The sequence below is a fragment of the Pseudomonadota bacterium genome, from assembly GCA_018242545.1.
In the GTDB taxonomy this organism is placed as follows: domain Bacteria; phylum Pseudomonadota; class Alphaproteobacteria; order 16-39-46; family 16-39-46; genus 16-39-46.
Map to the genome: position 1 here is coordinate 1 of JAFEBT010000036.1, position 18,600 is coordinate 18,600.

General features: G+C 36.9%; 15 protein-coding genes. 10 read left to right on the plus strand and 5 right to left on the minus strand.

Annotated elements, in window-relative coordinates:
• On the minus strand, positions 1-867 hold an 867-nt coding region (locus JSS34_05525; GenBank protein MBS0185783.1), incomplete at its 3' end, for a hypothetical protein.
• A 353-nt stretch (positions 868-1,220) separates the two neighbouring features.
• On the opposite strand from JSS34_05525, the gene truB reads away from it, so the two are divergent.
• The 8 genes from truB to miaA all read left to right on the plus strand — a co-directional run bounded on the left by truB (position 1,221) and on the right by miaA (position 10,965).
• Positions 1,221-2,156 carry a tRNA pseudouridine(55) synthase TruB gene (gene truB / locus JSS34_05530; protein MBS0185784.1) on the plus strand — a complete coding sequence of 312 codons (936 nt, stop codon included), beginning with the start codon at positions 1,221-1,223 and terminating at the stop codon, positions 2,154-2,156.
• Between the two features lie 30 nt (positions 2,157-2,186).
• Positions 2,187-2,456, plus strand: coding sequence for a 30S ribosomal protein S15 (rpsO, locus tag JSS34_05535; protein MBS0185785.1), 270 nt, complete (start codon positions 2,187-2,189; stop codon positions 2,454-2,456).
• 64 nt (positions 2,457-2,520) lie between these two features.
• A complete protein-coding gene (pnp, locus tag JSS34_05540; protein MBS0185786.1) occupies positions 2,521-4,626 on the plus strand; it encodes a polyribonucleotide nucleotidyltransferase in 2,106 nt (701 codons plus the stop codon).
• A gap of 4 nt (positions 4,627-4,630) precedes the next feature.
• Positions 4,631-6,028, plus strand: a complete 1,398-nt coding sequence (locus JSS34_05545; GenBank protein MBS0185787.1) for a nitronate monooxygenase — start codon at positions 4,631-4,633, stop codon at positions 6,026-6,028.
• Between the two features lie 58 nt (positions 6,029-6,086).
• Positions 6,087-7,247, plus strand: coding sequence for an FtsH protease activity modulator HflK (gene hflK, locus JSS34_05550; protein MBS0185788.1), 1,161 nt, complete (start codon positions 6,087-6,089; stop codon positions 7,245-7,247).
• Between the two features lie 26 nt (positions 7,248-7,273).
• On the plus strand, positions 7,274-8,122 hold the full coding sequence (locus JSS34_05555; GenBank protein ID MBS0185789.1) for a protease modulator HflC: 849 nt from the start codon (positions 7,274-7,276) through the stop codon (positions 8,120-8,122).
• A 334-nt stretch (positions 8,123-8,456) separates the two neighbouring features.
• On the plus strand, positions 8,457-10,064 hold the full coding sequence (locus tag JSS34_05560) for a trypsin-like peptidase domain-containing protein (protein ID MBS0185790.1): 1,608 nt from the start codon (positions 8,457-8,459) through the stop codon (positions 10,062-10,064).
• Positions 10,018-10,965, plus strand: a complete 948-nt coding sequence (miaA, locus tag JSS34_05565) for a tRNA (adenosine(37)-N6)-dimethylallyltransferase MiaA (protein MBS0185791.1) — start codon at positions 10,018-10,020, stop codon at positions 10,963-10,965. The genes JSS34_05560 and miaA overlap by 47 nt, the downstream gene beginning before the upstream one ends.
• Positions 10,966-11,338: 373 nt before the next feature.
• Here the strand turns inward: miaA and JSS34_05570 are convergent, their stop codons facing one another.
• From JSS34_05570 to JSS34_05585, 4 genes are all read right to left on the minus strand, one after another.
• Positions 11,339-11,881, minus strand: coding sequence for a hypothetical protein (locus JSS34_05570; protein ID MBS0185792.1), 543 nt, complete (start codon positions 11,879-11,881; stop codon positions 11,339-11,341).
• Positions 11,882-11,937: 56 nt separating this feature from the next.
• Positions 11,938-12,174, minus strand: a complete 237-nt coding sequence (locus JSS34_05575; GenBank protein ID MBS0185793.1) for a hypothetical protein — start codon at positions 12,172-12,174, stop codon at positions 11,938-11,940.
• A gap of 24 nt (positions 12,175-12,198) precedes the next feature.
• Positions 12,199-12,648, minus strand: coding sequence for a hypothetical protein (locus JSS34_05580; protein ID MBS0185794.1), 450 nt, complete (start codon positions 12,646-12,648; stop codon positions 12,199-12,201).
• Positions 12,649-12,848: 200 nt separating this feature from the next.
• A complete protein-coding gene (locus JSS34_05585) occupies positions 12,849-13,949 on the minus strand; it encodes a hypothetical protein (protein ID MBS0185795.1) in 1,101 nt (366 codons plus the stop codon).
• 254 nt (positions 13,950-14,203) lie between these two features.
• Here JSS34_05585 and JSS34_05590 point away from each other — a divergent pair, with 254 nt between their 5' ends.
• Complete coding sequence (locus JSS34_05590; protein ID MBS0185796.1) at positions 14,204-17,512, plus strand: tetratricopeptide repeat protein; 3,309 nt, start codon at positions 14,204-14,206, stop codon at positions 17,510-17,512.
• A 99-nt stretch (positions 17,513-17,611) separates the two neighbouring features.
• Positions 17,612-18,499: an aminoglycoside phosphotransferase family protein gene (locus JSS34_05595; protein MBS0185797.1), complete on the plus strand. Its 888-nt coding sequence runs from the start codon at positions 17,612-17,614 to the stop codon at positions 18,497-18,499.
• Positions 18,500-18,600 lie beyond the last annotated feature (101 nt).

The following is an 18,600-nucleotide window of genomic DNA, read 5'->3' on the forward strand; positions in this document are numbered from 1 at the left end:
TGTACCATTGATATCTGCTCGATTAGCTCCATGGCCTCTGAGTATTGCCATCGCTGCTCTATTATCAACCGTAGCATCCACATGAATAGCCGCAAGATGCACTATATCTGCTCTTTCATGGACATCTACAGTTCCAACATATGCATTAACATGATTAAGTGAAATATTTTCCCATTCAACCTGATTTCCGATCCCTGCTCTCAGAACCATAACTGCCGCGACATTTTGATCCGCTCCAAAATCTGGATCTTGATCATGATAAGCCAAAAATATAATGGCTTCTTGCTCTTGAAGATTTAAGGCATGGGCTACAAATTGTCCAATGCGATGATCTGTAATGTAAGCTTCTTCAACATCACGTTTAAACATTTCTACAACAGCATTAACTCGATCCAGATCTCCTTCACCTGGAATTGCCTTTGCGAGCATAAAAGAGGAAGCACGCTTCTGCTGTGGATCTACCAAAGCAGAAATTGTTGCAATATTTGCTGGAGTGGGGGCAATACCCACTGTAATTAAACTTGCTGCATCAAGTTGATCTTTTGCAGAAAATTTAGAAACCTGTTCAATCTGCGTTTTATCTAATAGGTCAGCTTCATCTGTTACCTGTGCAAGAGCTGAAGCAGCTCCTAATTGATTATATAATTCATCGGCAGAAGCAGCTGCACCAGGAGCAACAACTGTCCTTGCAGCTTTTTCACCATATTTTTCTGCCATATCTTGTTGGAAAAGCTTCCCTTTTCCTGCATCAGAGGTATTTTGAAAACCAAAAAGAGCGACCTGAATGACGAGAACACTTGCACATGTTCTAAAACTTAATTTCTTTCCAATTTTTGTTGCGTTTATTTTTACAAAATCAATTTTCATTGTTAGAATCCTTTGTTGAATTAAACTGTTTTGGAACCGTTTTTAGCAATTAAATTAATGACCAGCTCTAAAATAATCATCATACTTTTATTAGCTCTCTTGCTGATCATCCTGTTAAATAAAAAAATTTCTACCTTTTTAAGTGAAACTATAGATTTATAAAAAAATCAACCCAAAAAGTCAAGGATTATGCAAAATTTTAACCCATTACTCTTCTCTTACACTCATATCCGTTTGAAAATATAATCTTTTAAACTTATCGTTTTATAAACTATTTGTGTTTTTTAAGCACTTTTTCTCTTTTTCTTTTTTAAGTTTTGCATTCTACTTTTGTTTGAACTATAAGAAGCCTTATGACTTCTTTTTTACATGGTTGGCTCCCTCTTGATAAACCCTATGGGATTTCTTCAACACAGGCTCTGACGCGTCTCAAGCACTTTGTGCATCAGACGTTTTTTTCTTCTTTCAAAAAAATGCCTTTAAAAATTGGGCACGGAGGCACTTTAGATCCTTTAGCAACGGGCGTTCTCCCCATCGCACTCGGAGAAGCCACAAAAACGGTTGATTATGTAATGGGATCTTCAAAAGAATATCTTTTTGAAGTCACCTGGGGAGAGAGGCGTACAACGGATGATAAAGAAGGAGAAATCCTAGAAGTTTCTTCTCTGCGTCCTTCCGCCACTCAAATTCTCTCTGTTCTTCCTTCATTTACGGGACTTATTTCTCAGCGCCCTCCTCTTTATTCGGCCTTAAAGATAAAAGGGGTCCCTTCTTATAAGCTTGCGCGCTCTGGAGAAGATGTTATTTTATCAGAGCGCATTATAAAGATTGAAACACTCACCCTTTTAGATGCAAAAATTGATTCTGCAACTTTTTTTGTAAGATGCGGAAAAGGAACGTATATTCGATCAATTGCCCGGGATCTCGCAAAAACACTAGGAACATGCGGGTATGTTTCTTCCTTAAAACGAACAAAAGTAGGTCTTTTTGATCTTTCTTGTACAATTTCTCTGGATAATCTTGAAAGAGTGGGGCATAAGATAAGTGAGAATCTTTTTTCTCTTGACGCCGTGCTGGACGACATCCCGGCCGTGAGTGTCTCAGAAAAGGAAGCTTTAGCCCTTAAGCAAGGCCAAAAAGTAAACCTTTCTGAGAGGCCTCAATTGCTGTCAAAGGGAGAAGGGACTCTTGTTGTTGTTAAAACCGAAGGTAAGAATATTATAGGTTTTGGTCATTATGACGTGCCGTTGATGTCTTTACATTTAAAACGAGGATTTAACTTAGATTAAAACGTTAATTTTATTATAAGGAGTATTACGATGTCGCTTTCAAAGGAAATCAAACCAGAAATTATTAAGAAATTTGCACAAAAAGAGGGAGATACAGGATCTCCTGAGGTGCAAATTGCTTTACTCACACAACGTATTAAAGATCTTGCAACGCATCTTGAAACCCATAAGAAAGATATGAGCTCAAGGCGCGGCCTTCTAATTTTAGTTGGTCAACGCCGCCGGTTGCTTGACTATCTTAAGAAACATCATGTGAGCCGTTATGAAGCTCTTATTCGTGAACTTGGATTACGTCGTTAAGAAAATTGGTACCTCTCTCATATTCCTTTTGAGGAATAGTGTTTAAATTGTTAAGGAAATATGTATGTTTACAGTCTATCGTGAAGAAATAACTTGGGCGGGTCGTCCCCTTGTTTTTGAAACTGGTCAAATTGCACGGCAAGCGGATGGTTCTGTTCTTGCACGTTATGGTGACACAGCCGTGTTATGTACAGTAGTTGCCGAAAAGAACCCAAAACTTGACGCTAATTTCTTCCCTCTCTCGGTTCATTATCAAGAGAAGACTTTTTCTGTAGGCCGCATTCCAGGTGGATTCTTTAAAAGAGAAGGACGTCCCAGTGAGCAAGAGATTCTTATCTCACGTCTCATTGATCGTCCTATCCGGCCTCTGTTTCCAAAAGAGTTCAGAAACGAGACACAAGTGATTTGTACTGTGCTCAGCTATGATCGGGAAAATGAGGCTGATATCGTTGCTCTTTTGGGAGCATCCGCTGCTTTAACACTTTCAGGAATTCCTTTCTTAGGCCCCATTGGCGCAGCACGTGTCTCTTATAAAGAAGGAAACTATATTCTTAACCCTCTTTCAACAGAAATTAAAGACGGTGCTTTGGATCTTGTTGTTGCTGGAACAGCTGAAGGCGTTTTAATGGTTGAGTCAGAAGCCCATGAGCTTTCTGAAGACGTTATGCTTGGCGCCGTTACTTTTGGACATAATGCCTTTCAAGAGGTCATTCAAGCCATCATTCGTCTTGCTGAAAAAGCTGCAAAAGCGCCTTGGACCCTCCCTCCTGCACTTCCTAATCTTGACGAGATTACGAAAAAAGTTCGAGCCCTCATAACGGAAGATCTGAAAGCTGCTTTTAAAGAGCCTCTTAAACAAGAACGGTATGCTCTTTTCGATGCGGCTCACGCAAAAATGAAAGAAGCCTTTCCTGAAACGGAGGTTCCTTTCCCCATTCTTGAGGACATTTTTCATGATATTAAGCACGAAATTGTACGCACACAAGTTTTAGATACAGGCATCCGCATTGATGGGCGGAGCGTTACCTCCATTCGTCCCATTGAATCTGATGTTCAGGTTTTACCTCAAACACATGGAAGTGCTCTCTTTACACGCGGCGAAACCCAAGCGCTTGTGGTCACAACTCTTGGAACAGGAGAAGACGAACAAATCATTGATGCCCTTGAAGGAGAGTATCGTCAACATTTTATGCTTCACTATAACTTTCCCCCTTTCTCCGTTGGCGAAGTTGGTCGCGTTGGATCTCCAGGCCGGAGAGAAATAGGTCATGGAAAGCTTGCTTGGCGTGCTCTTCATCCAGTTCTTCCTCAAAAAACGGATTTTCCTTATACGATTCGCGTGGTCTCTGAAATCACGGAATCGAATGGATCTTCTTCAATGGCAACGGTTTGTGGAGGCTCTCTTTCCATGATGGACGCAGGTGTCCCTCTTTTAAGGCCTGTTGCTGGAATTGCCATGGGACTTATTAAAGAAGGTAAGAAAGTTGCTGTTCTTTCGGATATCTTAGGAGATGAAGACCATTTAGGAGATATGGATTTTAAAGTTGCTGGAACGAGCAAAGGAATTACAGCTCTTCAAATGGATATTAAAATTACCAGCATCACTCCTGAAATTATGAAAAATGCTCTTCATCAAGCTCAGGAAGGTCGTATTCATATCCTTAATGAAATGTCGAAAGGTTTAGGCGCTGCACGTGAAACGTTAAATGAAAATGCACCTCGCATTCAAACCATCCAAGTTCCTCGAGATAAAATTCGAGAAATCATTGGAACAGGTGGAAAAGTCATTCGTGAGATTTGTGAAACCACGGGCGTAAAGATCGATATTGAAGATGATGGAACGACACGTATTGCAGCTGCAGATACCAAATCCATTGAATCGGCTTTACAAAGGATTAATGAAATTATTGCCGTGCCTGAAATTGGCGTTGTTTATACTGGAAAAGTCGTTAAAACAGCAGAATTTGGAGCTTTTGTTGCTTTCTTAGGATCACAACAAGGCTTGGTACACATTAGCGAACTTGCGCCCACACGTGTTGCAAAAGTAACGGACATTGTAAATGTTGGAGACACGATTAAGGTAAAAGTTATTGGAATTGATGATCAAGGAAAAGTTCGGCTCAGTGTAAAAGCTCTGACAGCACCCAACTCAGAAAACGTAGAGAGGTGATTCCTTGAGTTTCATAAACCCTCTTTCTTTATCTGGTCAGCTTGTTTTCCCCTTAATTGAAGGGGGAAAAGGAATTGGTGTTACCAATGGCGTTAGTTCAGGATCTTGGGCTAAAGCAGGCGGTGTTGGAACATTTTCTGGTGTCAATGCAGACCTTATTGATGAAAACGGTGTTTTTATCCCGCTTGTTTATCATGGAAAAACAAGGCGTGAACGCCATGATGAATTGATAGATTATTCTATCCGCGGAGGGATCTCTCAAGCACGTCGTGCATTTGATATAGCAGGCGGCATGGGGCGCATTCATATGAATGTTCTTTGGGAGATGGGCGCTGTCGAACGTGTTCTTCATGGGATTTTATCCCATACAAAAGGACTTATTCACGGCCTCACCTGTGGAGCCGGTATGCCTTATAAACTTGGTGAAATCGCTGCGCAATATCAAGTCTACTTTTATCCTATTGTCTCTTCCGGACGCGCCTTTCGAGCTCTTTGGAAGAGAGCCTATTATAAGACAAAAGAATGGCTTGGAGGCGTTGTTTATGAAGACCCTTGGCTTGCAGGAGGGCATAATGGGCTTAGCAACAGTGAAAGCCCAACACATCCTGAAGATCCCTATCCTCGTGTAAAAGCCTTAAGAGAAGTGATGGATGAAGCAGGTCTTTCTCATGTTCCTATTGTTATGGCAGGAGGTGTCTGGCATTTAAAAGATTGGGAAAATTGGATTAATAATTCAGAATTAGGCCCTGTTGCTTTTCAATTTGGAACACGTCCCCTTCTGACTCAAGAAAGTCCCATTTCTTCAGAATGGAAACAAAAACTCTTAACGCTCAAAGAAGGCGATATTTATTTAAATTCTTTTAGCCCAACAGGTTTTTATTCTTCTGCCGTCGAGAATGATTTTATCAAGGAGCTCAAAGAACGAGCTCTCCATCAAATCGCTTTTTCATTAGAACCTCTTGGGGAACATCAAATTCCTTACCCTTATGGCCCTCGCGGAAGGGTTCTTTATCTCGCTCCAGGGGATCGAGAACGTGCGGAAGCCTGGATTGCACAAGGATTCACGGAATCCTTAAAAACGCCAGACTCTACACTTGTCTTTGTAACACCTGAAAAAGCCCAAGAAATTAGAAAAGACCAAATTGATTGTATGGGATGTTTAAGTGCATGCCGATTTAGCAATTGGGCACAAAATGAAGAAGGGACAACGGGAAAAAAAGCAGATCCGCGTTCTTTTTGTATTCAAAAAACACTTATGAACATCATTCATACATCTGACGTAGAGCATCAACTCATGTTTGCAGGACATGGAGCGTATCGTTTTGCAAAAGATCCTTTTTATAAAAATGGCTTCATTCCAACTGTGAAACAATTGGTAGATCGAATTCTAACGGGTGAATAATTTAAGTTTTCTTAAAAACATTTTTTAGTCGACTCAGGAGAGGAATAGAGAAAAAATGATGCAAAAATTATGGCTCGAAAAAGGCCCTTGGGGACCCAGGAGTGACGATGAGATTCGTAAAAAATCTTCTTCGTCGGATGACGCTAATCCTTGGACTCAAAAAAGAAAAACACCTTTTGGGGATGCACCGAAAAGTTTTCAGGATTTTTTTAAATCTAATTCTAAAAAAGGTGGAGATTTACCTCCTTTTCTTAAAGAAAAGAAAAGTCTGTTTTTAATTTTTATAGGCCTTTTTATTCTTTGGATGTTAACAGGATTTTATCGGGTTCAACCAGATGAAGTCGGCATTGTTTTACGTTTTGGAAAATGGGTCAGAACCAGTCAAGCAGGCCTTAACTACCATTTGCCTTCCCCCATTGAAACAGTTCTTCTTCCAAGTGTCACGCGCATTAACCGAATTGATATCGGATTTCGGTCCGGAAAAGATGGCTCTTCAAGCCAAATTCCCGAAGAAAGCCTTATGTTAACGGGAGATGAGAACATTGTAGATATCAATTTTACAGTTTTTTGGCGGATTAAAGATGCTGGAGATTTTTTGTTTAAGATTCGTTCTCCCAATGCTACGGTTAAAGCCGCTTCTGAAAGCACAATGCGTGAAGTGATTGGTCAAACACCGATTGCCGAATCCATGGCTGAAGGACGTCGTCAAATTGAAGAAAAAGTTAAAACGCTGCTTCAAGATCTTATGGATGAATACCAAGCAGGTATTGAAATTACAGAGGTTCAGCTGCAACGTGTCGATCCTCCTGCAGAAGTGATTGATGCCTTTCGGGATGTGCAACGCGCACGCGCTGATTTAGAGCGTCTGCGAAATGATGCGGAAGCCTATCGCAATAAAATTATTCCTGAAGCAAGAGGAGACGCTGAAAGCATGATCCAAGAAGCAGCAGGATATAAACAACAAATGATTCAAGAAGCAGAAGGCCAAGCAAATAGATTTAACTCTATCTTAAGTGCTTATAAAACAGCCCCTGAAATCACAGCCATAAGGATGTCTCTTGAAACAATGGAGGAGATTTTTTCAACGACCAACAAAGTTCTTATGGACGGAAGCCAAGTAAAGGGCGGAAATATTTTACCCTATCTTCCTTTAGATAGTCTTAAACCTAAAGAAGTCAACACATCCTCAGATTCCTCTTCACAAGGAGATGAACAATGAACTTACTTCAAAACCGCCTTACCATTATGCTCCTCACTGCATTCGGTTTTTTGATTGTTTTTTTAAGTCTCTCTCTTTTTGTAGTGACCCAGACCGAACAATGTCTTGTCTTACAGCTTGGGGATCCTGTCCGAACAATTCACCAACCCGGCCTTCATATGAAAATTCCTATCATTCAAAATGTTATCTTTTATGATAATCGTCTTCTTGACATCGATCTAAGCCCAGAAGAAGTGATTGCTTCGGATCAAAAAAGACTCGTTGTTGACACTTTCTTGCGTTATCGAATCACTGATCCGCTTCTTTTTTATAAAACTTTAGGAACAGAAGCTGTGGCACAAACAAGACTCCAGACTCTCGCAGGAGCAAGCTTACGGCGTGTTCTTGGAAGCTACCCTCTTTCAAGCCTTCTCTCTCCTGAACGTACAAAGATCATGGCTCAAATTAAGGCGGAAGTTTTTAAGATGGCTGAACCTTTTGGTGTAGATGTTGTTGATGTTCGGATAAGACACGCAGATCTTCCAAAAGCAAATAGTGAAGCCATTTATTTAAGAATGGAAAGCGAACGCAAACGTGAAGCAAAAGAATTTAGAGCTAAAGGAGAAGAAATAGCGAAAAAAATAAGGTCGTATGCTGACCGTGACCGAACTATTCTTTTAGCCGAAGCAAAAAATAAAGCCCAAACATTACGCGGTGAAGGAGATGGTTCCTCGATCCGTATTTTGGCTGAAGCGTTTTCAAAAGATCAAAAGTTTTTCGAATTTTATCGGTCTCTGGAAGCTTATAAAAATTCATTTAAGGGGGAAAATACAACTTTAGTCATCTCTCCAACGGGTAAATTCTTCAAATTTTTTAATGCAGGAACGTCACAATAGAGAGCTTTCATATTCTTTCTTTTTTGCGAAGAAAAATTTCATTCTTCATAAATTTCAAATACGAACAAATTTTTTAATCTTCTTTAGTATGTAATCCATTCAGGTAAAAAATAAGACGGTGTTTCAGAAAGAAAAGCACATTACTTCTTAAATCATGGTGCTTTTCTTACATGGTGTAGAGTTTTCCAGCTGCCGTCATAATTTACTCCCCTAATCTTTGTTAACTCAAAGATTCTTTTGACTTTCTTTCGTTTCCAATGGCATAGTTAGGTTTTTAAGAGGGAGATCTCTTTCCTCATGGGTTAGGACTGGTTTCACAATACATATTGGCATCATGACTTTTTTAAATTTAATACGATCTTTGGTATGTGTTTTTAGTTCTTTGCTATTATATCATACCATCCACGCCACACCTTCTTGTGATTGTTCTTTTTCTTTTGCTCCAGTTGTTGAACAGGTTTTACCAGCTGTCGTTGATATTTCGATTCATCATTCAGAAAATAACCCTTCTGCATCCTACAATTTTAAAGAATTGATGAGCCTTCCTGACGTTCAATCATCTCTCCTTGGCACACTTTTAAAAGATTGGTCTCAAGGACAAGATCTTGAAGGAACATCCTCTCATCACTCTTTAGGATCAGGGTTTATTATTGATCCCATGGGATATATTGTCACCAACCGGCATGTGGTTCAAGATGTTGACACTGCTGTTGTCTCGCTTTCAGATGGAAGAGAAATGACAGCTCAAATTATTGCACGGGACGCACGAACTGACCTCGCTCTTTTAAAAGTTGAAACGAAAGACCCTCTTCCTTCTTTAAAATGGGGAGACTCTCACTCTGCCCGTGTCGGAGACTGGATTTTAGTTGTGGGGAGTCCTTTTGGTTTTGGACGCTCTGTCTCTGCTGGAATTATTTCTGCACGCGCACGTGATATCTCACGGTCTCAGACATCTTTAGGCGAAGAAGGTATCATGAGTGGGTATGTTGATGACCTTATTCAAACAGATGCTTCTATTAATCTTGGGAACTCTGGAGGTCCTATGATTAACACCAAGGGAGAAGTTATTGGCGTTAATGTGGCTCTTTTTTCCCCATCCGGTGGAAGTATCGGCATCGGTTTTTCAGTTCCATCGAGTGTAGCAGAACGTGCTGTTCAGCAAATGATTCAAAGAAAACAAGCTATCTATGGATGGATGGGTATCCGCGTTCAGGAAGTGCGCCCTGATATGGCAAAGGCATTAGGATATGACTCTCTTTTGAAAGCTGGAAAAAAAGGAGCTTTTGTCAGCTTTGTTGATCCTTTTGGGCCCGCAGCAAAAAGCGGTATCTTACCCGCTGATATTATTCTTTCTTATGATGGGCTGAACATTACCGCCTATGAAAAGCTCCCCCGCCTTGTTGGAGAAACAGACGTTGGCAAAAAAGTTATGATCACCCTCTGGCGCAACGGAAAAGAAATTTCTCTTCCTGTTATTATTGAAGAATGGTCTGAAAGAGAGAGAGAAGAATTTTCAGATTTTCAAAAAAATATGATTAAAATTCCTCTGTCTTCAGACTCCCCCGGCGTTTCGTATCAATCTTATTTAGGTGTTTATGTCACTCCTCTTACCAAAACCATGAAATCTTATTATAAAATCCCTTCAAATGTAGAAGGAGTTCTTATTGTTGGACTTGAAAAGTATGCGCAAGGAAATGATAAAGCCGTTTCTTTCCCAGCACTCGATATTCAAGTGGATGACATTATCGAAGAAGTTAATCAAACTAAAATCACGTCTTTTCAAGAACTCGAAAACCTTCTGCAATCTCTCTTTACATCCGGAAAAAATACCGTTCTTTTAAAAATATGGCGGCATGGGATTACGCATTATATTGCTTTAAATTTAGGAGGTGGCGATGGAGACAATAAAGACACTTCTCAAGGCACTTCCGCCCCTTCCTAACAATACTGTTTTTATCATTGCAGGACCAACAGCAAGTGGTAAATCTCAATTTTCTCTTGATCTTGCAAAACTTATCAATGGCGTTATTATTAATGCAGATAGCCTTCAACTTTATGAAGATCTCCCTATTCTAACAGCCCATCCTCCAGCTCATGATTTAAAAAAAATTCCCCATAAACTTTATGGAATTCTTCCGTCAGAAACACGAATAACAGCACCCATCTGGGCTAAACTTGCTCACGGAGAAATACAAAAAGCCTTTAAGGCTCAAAAAAGACCCATTCTTGTTGGCGGAACAGGATTTTACTTAAAAGTTCTAATGGAAGGATTAGACGAGATACCTCAAATACCCCCTGAAATCCGAGAAAAAGGAAACCAGCTTATCAAAGAAAAAGGTCTTTCTTTTCTTTGGGAAAACCTTAAAATGAAAGATCCTGAAATTCTTTCTCACCTTTCCCCCAATGATACACAGCGCATTCAACGCGCTTGGGAAGTCTATGAATTTACACACCAACCTCTTTCTTTTTGGCAAAATAAAAATAACCTTTCTAAAAACCAGAGCTCTCTTTCTTTTTTTAAAATTCTTTTTAAACCACCTCGAGAATCTCTTTGTAAAGTCATTGACCAACGCGCAACCTTGATGATTGAAAAAGGAGCCCTGAAAGAAGTGCAAAATCTTTTCACAAAAGGGCTTTCTCCTTCTCATCCGCTCAGAAAAGCCGTCGGTGTTTCAGAACTCGAATCCTATCTCGAAGGAACTTTGTCTCTCGAAGAAGCACGCTTAAAGATGTCCATTAAAACCCGCCAATATGCAAAAAGACAAACCACATGGTTTGCGCATCAATTTAATTCCGATATTATTTATCCTTTTTTGTATGATGAGATTTCTAAATCTTTTTGAAAAAATAGAGCATTTTAAAGAAACATTTTAGAACAGACATTCTGGATTAAAAAAACATAAAAACATCCTTATTTCTCTGTTCGTTTTTAAATTTTCATTTTCATTTTACACTTAAAGATCTTTATAATGATCACTAAATAGAGATAATGTTATTTATATAGAGCATAAAAGAAGTTAATCTTCCAATTTCAGTTTTACGCGCACTACGCAAAGTTGGAAATGATATCAGCGATGGACGATGCAGACGTCGTATTCAACTTATGGCAGTTTGTGTTGGGAAGTTATGGCTTCATCTTCGAGGTTCTTTTGAAACAAAAATTAACTGCAGCTCCTAAAAAAGCACGTCGTCTCTTTTTCTCAGATCCTTTTTTTATCATGCTGTACTTTCATCTCCTCTTTCTTCTTCAATTTTGTCTGAAATAATACCCTCAAGATATTGAATTCTTTTTTCTTGAGACATTTTTCTTAAGCTTTTTATAATCTTTCTCATACGGCCTTCTTTTAAGGCAAAAGGTACTAAATCATCTGAAAATTCTAACAATAAATTACAAAGTGCACGCTCTTCAATCCCATTCATCTTTTCTTCTGTACAAAAAGTACGAATTTTTTCTCTTGTCTGTGAAAGTTTCTCATCCATCATTTCTTCTAATTTTTCACGAAAATGAGAAGGAAAGTCTGGATCTCGAGATATTTTTATGATTTTTTCTTTTGTCGTACTTGACCCATAGTTCAAAATGATGTCCACAACTTCTTGCATCTTTGGATCTATTTGACGCTGTGCAATAAGAGAGAGCAAAGTTTCCTCAACGTCCGCCAACGTCCTTTCCTCAAAATCTCTCTTATTCTTCATAACATAGTGTAAGGCAGGCAACTGAAACTCAAAATCTATATCATCCATCTTTAGCAAGACAATCAAAGTTGAGCGTATTGCTTCTTTCTGGAATGAATCTTTCCCACCTTCTTGTACAAACTTTAAAACAGAAAAACATATTCCTCTTTTTTGAGGAGAAGAGCCATAAGGAGCAATATGGGATGAGATTCTGATACATCAAGAAATAAGGAAACATCATTAAAACGGTCCACCAAAGTCGAGCAAATAGCTTGTTTTTGAACTTCATTTCCAAAAAGCTCAATATGGAATAAAATAGAATTAAAGTCTCTAGGCTTTAAGGCAGGATCTCCAATTAAAGAAATGAGACTAGAGCACATTTTTTCTTTTTGATCTCTCGTTCCTTAGGCGCTCATATGATTAAAAACATTTACACAATAATCTAGAGAAAATAAAGCGCTCGGAAATATTTCTAAGAAATAAGAACAGACTTCTTGTTTTTGTTCTGTTGTTCCATATACTGCCCCATAGGTCAAAATCTTTGCACGATCTTTGAATGCAAGAGAAGGACTTTGAAGTTGAGAAAGTAATTTACGAATAGAAGCCTCTTGATTTAAATCATAGTTCTCTCCAAAAATAGTTGAAAGAAAAGGATCTCCAGAAGCATCTGGTGTCCATGCTTGATAAGGTTCTAAAATAAGACTTCTCATAGCATGAGGTTTCCCTCCTGATTTTTCCTCCGAAGAAGCATCACTCTCCATTCCAAAAGAAAGGGCTGGTAAAGAAGCAGATCCTGCTAAACTGATAAAAAAGAAATAAAAATAAACAAAAAAAGATCGTGAAAAAAATAACATTTTTAAATCCAAGGTCTGAAAGAGCTTTTAAAATATGAACTGGTTTTTGTTAACCGCCCTAAGACAAGAAGTCAATCTAAGAATGATAAAAAAATATAATTGAGTAATTTTACTCAATTTTCTTAAAGTAAGACTGCTTTTCAGAAAATTAAAAACCCTCCCTTAAAATAAAGAGAGGGTCAGAAAAATCACTTAAAAAATTATTTACAAAATGTGCATCTTTCTAAATCTGAACGTAACTTTTTAAGTTCTTTCCTCATAAGAGTTGATGTTGGAGAAGGTTTAATAAAACCAATCATCTTTTGACTCAAATCATATAAGCTCTCAAAATCAGGTACATTTCGAGCCGTATGAACTAACAAAGCTTGAAAAAAATCAACGATCTCTTCAGCACTTTTCTTTTCGGATCTTCCAAGCGTCGAATTTCTTTTGAGTTCCGCATTCATACATCTTAGAAAAAAGCTTCTAAAAGGAACGGAATTGCGATGATCTTCACAAAGATCAGGGCTTTCTTTTCTTAAAAGGCATGTGCCTTCTCCAGAGAGTCCAGGAGCAAGACAAACTTCTTCTTCCAAAGCAATCATGGAAGCTATTCTCTTACCTTTACTTGAAGGACTTACCGCGTGAATACTTGCAAGTCTTATCGATGCGAAAAAAGAAGAAAGATCTCCAAAAGCCTCATGAAAAGCTCCCACAGGGTGGCTTCCCATTTTTTTATGATAGTTCGGCTGTAGAGCATCTAAAATAGCATGCCCCACTTCATGGGATACAACATCGAAAATCCGAGCTGGCGTAAATCCTTGGGAAAAACAAAAATTAATTTCCCCTTCTCCTCCCCTTCGTCCTGTCCTTCTATAAAAAGCATTGCGTTCTGCTTGTTTACACCCTTCATAAAAAGGAATAAGCTTTACACAAGGACTCACTTCAATACCCAGAGCACCACAAGATTTACGGTAAGAATCAAGCGTTAAATTTGCAATGGCAAACGTACTATAATTTAACTTAATTTGATCGTTCAGAGTAGAAGATAAAGGTATTTTTTTATTTCCCAGCGTATATGTATAAGCTGTCTCATCATTGAAAAACCCATGACTTGGAGATACTGACGGGTGATCCTCGATTTGAAAATACTCATTTCGAAGTGCCTTTTTATCTCTTTTAATGGAAAGCGTATAAGTAGAACCATACCCGCGATTTTCAGGACCAAAAAAACTTATATCTTCTGTCATTGCGAAAACAGAAATAACTTGGAACAAGGTAAACAATACATCAAAAATTAGAAGTTTTAATTTCTTAGACATTATCAATATCCTTTCTTTTATTTTCTTAAAAAGATGTGCTTATAAAAAGCACTTTGTACTTTTGGATACTAACGATAAGTCAGTTATTTACACATCCTGGAAATACCATTAGGATTAGTAACTTAGTGGAAATTCCCCCAAAGAATTTTCAAGAAATATATTTATAATCTAAGTCACTTTTACAAAATTTAAAAACCTTACAAAGAAATTCCTAAAACCTTCTTCTTTAACACCTAAAAATTGTATTGCCCTCAATGGAAAACAAAAGTTTTGATTTTTTAAAATCTATTTATTTGGAGTCCTTAACATTTATAAATAATGTTAAATTTACACGTCGAGAAATAGATATTCTTGCTTTTTTTGTAAGTGGACGATCCGCAAAAAAAGCTGCATCTTTTCTTTCAATTGCCCCAAAAACCATCGAAAACCACACCCATAATATTATGTTAAAACTTGAGTGTCATTCGAGAGAAGCCATTATCGATTTTATTGAAAAATCAGACAAACTTCCTTCTTTGCGAAAATTTTATGCAGCTCTCTTAGCACACCGTAAATTTGAAGATTCTTTAAAACATATCTTTTCTCAAATCAAAGATCAGAAAATTTCTTGTTATATTTTTTCTTCAAAAAAAGATCTTCTTCAAATTTCTTTGCTTCAGCATCTTATCAGTTCTTTAAAAAAAGTAGAAATTAAGATTTTTTTAAAAAACTATAATAAGCCATATGGCTTTCAAAATCTTAAAAAAGAAAATCTCATTCTTTATAATCCTCCTCAAAATTGGGAAGGCTTCGATCAAAAAAATCAAGGCATACCCTTGCAGTTAGAAAATGAAACAGCTGTTTTTCTTTTTTCTTCAAAAGGAGAAAAGCCTAAAGAATTTTTTAAAATGATTCATGGGGAAAATATTTCAGATCTTAATATCCAAAAAAAGTATTATTTACTTGTTTTAGAAGTTTTAAAAAACCTTTTTCCAACTTTAAATCTTGAAAGGTCAATTTTAGAATTTGAGAAACAATATGATGTTTTAAAGGGCTTTATTGAATCTAAAGAGAATTTTTCTGATTTAAACAAGCAGTCTCCTAAAAATAAAAAAAATGTTTACGCTCTCTTAACGCTGAAATATTATAGAAAAAAAGGAATTTTCATCTTTTTCTTTTTGGGAGTATGTTTTCTTATTTTCAAAATAAGTCCGCTTTCTTTTCAAAATTGGATAATGGATTTAACACAAAAATTTTCCTTTTTTAACGCACACAAAACGGAAGAATGCCTTATTCGATCTGATTTTATTATTCCTTCCGAATCCCTTCTTCTTGATCGCTTGGATCTAATTGATAAAATTAATACCGCATTTAAGAAAGATCCCAATAAAATTAAAACCATTGCGCTTGTTGGTATCGGAGGCTCTGGAAAAACAACGCTTGCACACCGGTATGCCTCTTCAGAAACATTTCCTATTGTCGGAGAAATCAATGCAAGTACAAAAGAAAATCTTTTAGCATCTTTTGAAAATCTTGCTCAAGGTCTTTCAAAGACATCAGAAGATTTCCAAATATTGAATATTATATTAGAAACAAAACCTTCTCTTCAACGAGAGGATCAAATTTTGCAATTTGTTCAAAGAAAATTAAAAATGACCCCTAATTGGTTTTTAATTTATGATAATGTTGAAAAATTTAGCTCTCTTCAAAAATATTTTCCTATAAACCCTGCAAAATGGGGAGAAGGAAAAATTCTTTTAACAACACGAAATGCTAATATTGAAAACAATCTGCATATTCACACAATTATTTCTGTTGGAGAACTTACTGACAATGAAAAATTAAATCTTTTTATTAAAATTTTGAGCAATGGAAAAGACGTTTCTTTTTCCTCTGCGCAGCAACAAGAAACACAAAAATTTCTTCTTGAAATTCCTTCATTTCCCTTAGACATCTTAGTTGCAGCTTATTACCTTAAAGCAACGAACGTTTCTTATAAAGATTATTTAGAAAATATGTTTAAGTACAATCAAGATTTTTCAAATGTACAGGAAAAAATTTTAGAAGAAGCGGGAGATTATACAAAGACACGATATGGAATTATCACTTTATCTTTAAAATACCTTATTGATTCCAACCCTGATTTTAAAGATCTTTTTCTTTTTATAAGTCTTCTTGATTCTCAAAATATTCCTCGGGACCTTCTTATTAAATATAAAAATGGTCCTGTGGTAGATGATTTTATCTATCATTTAAAAAAACATTCTCTGATTACAAACAACTCTTTGCTTTCACTTCCGTTAGAATCTGTAATTTCAATTCATCGAAGTACGCAAGCAGTCATCCTCTCTTATTTGACAAAGGCTTTAGAGTTAAAAAAGGATCAAAATTTGATTCTCTCTCTTGCTGAAGTTTTAGAGAATGATATGCGCGATGCAATGGATAAAGAAGATTTTGTAAAAATGAAGACGCTTTATCGACATGCAGAATGTTTTTTAAGCCATCAAATGATTCTAAATGACGCTGCAAAAGAAGCTTTAAATTGTGAACTCGGTTGCTTTTATTCTTACTTACGGAATTCATTAAAAGCAGAACAGCTTCTTACAGAAGGTATTGCCTTATTAAACAAGCATCGTCCTAAAGATAATCTTAAGATTGCTCACTATATGGTCTATTTAGGAAATGTTTATCGAGATTTAGGAAATTATGAGAAAGCAAAAGATCTTTTTGAAAAGAGCTTAACTCTTTTTTACCAACAAAATTCCCAAAATTATTCGGGCATGGCACGCGCTTCAAAATATTTAGGTGTGGTGTACCGATATTTAGGAAATTTTAAAAAAGCACTCTTTTTTCTCGAACAAAGCCTTTCATTTTATGAAAAAACGAAAGAAAATCCGATTGGTCTTGCCTCTTCTCTTGCTCATTTAGGAAATCTTTATAGGAGCCTTGGACATTATGATAAAGCCAAAGAATTCTTAGAAAAAAGCCTGAACATCTATAAAAAATATTCTGAATTTCATGTCGGCGCAGCCTGGGTCTGTGGGGATTTGGGATATGTCTATATAAAGCTTAGAGATTTAAAAAAAGCCAAAGAATTAATTGATGAAAGCCTTAGAATTTGTAATAAACATTTTTTTGAAGACCATGTATATGTTGCAAAAGCTCTTGTTCATTTAGGAATTTTTTATAGGGAAACAAAACGATATTCTCTCTCAAAATCTTTATTGAAGAAAGCATTAAAATCCTTTGAAAAAAATTATGGAAAAAACCATATTGAAACAAGCTTTGCTCTTCAAAATTTGGGACAAGTTTATCTTTTAGAAAATAATTTGAAAGATGCAGAAGGTATCCTTAAAAGAGCGCTTTCAATTATCCATAAAAACAAATACCCCGACGAATATATCATTTTAGAAAATTTGGCTGATGTTTATCGAAAAAAATCAAAAATACTGTCTTCCCGAGCTCTGAAAGAGCAGGAAATGCTTTATCTTGAACAGGCACTTTCTATGGTAAACACGAGTTTTCCTCCAGATTCCCCACACCTTACAAGAATAAAGAAAAAGCATGCAGCTTGTTTTTTATAAATTAATTCTTGCCTTTTTTCTTATAAACATTTTGTTAATCGATATTGGTATCGTATTTTTCTTACAGAAATACAGCAAAAGACGAAAGTAAATAAAGAAATGGACAAAATAGAAATCACTGCACGTTTAGTCAAACAACTCATAAAAGAACAATTTCCTCTATATGCTCATTTCTCTGTCGTCCCCGTTCCCCTAAATGGACATGATAACCGTACATTTCGTTTAGGAGAAAGGATGCTCGTTCGACTTCCAAGTTCCGAAGAATATGTAAAGCAAGTTGAAAAAGAACATAAATGGCTCCCCTTAATTGCTCCCTATTTGCCCCTCTCTGTCCCAAAACCCATCGCTATGGGAAACCCCTCAAAAGACTATCCATGGAATTGGTCAATATACAAATGGCTAGAAGGAAATAGCGCAAATACTTTGGAAATTAATGAGGAAACTTTGCAAAACATAGCCGTTGATCTTGCATGTTTTTTGAATAAATTTCATAAATTTGCTCCAAGTGATGCTCCTTCTCCAGGCCTTCATAATTGGTGGCGTGCTGCTCATACTTCCGTTTATGATGAGGAAACAAGGTCACTGATAATAAAATTAAGCTCCTTAATTGACGCAAAAAAAGCAAGATTTTTATGGGAAAAATCTATAAAATCCATGTGGTATAAAGACCCTGTATGGGTTCATGGTGATATTGCCAGCGGGAATATTTTAATAAAAGAGAATAAATTGAGTGCCGTAATAGATTTTGGATGTATGGGGATTGGAGATCCTGCTTGCGATTTAACCATAGCCTGGACTTTTTTTAAAGATAAAAGCAGAGAAAAATTTAGAAGTATGATAGACCTTGATTCTAAGACCTGGGAAAGAGCACGCGGGTGGGGTTTATGGAAAGCTCTTTATGAACTTTCTATTTTAAAAGATAAAGGCAGGTCAGACGCTATGAAGCAACAACAAGTTATTAAGGATATCTTAGAGGAAGGCTTATAATGATGACACAATGTCTTATAAGATAATAATCAATCAAAAATACTCCTTTAACGTCAGTTCGATATAAGGAAGAAAAAGGAAGATATTGAAAAGATTGACTT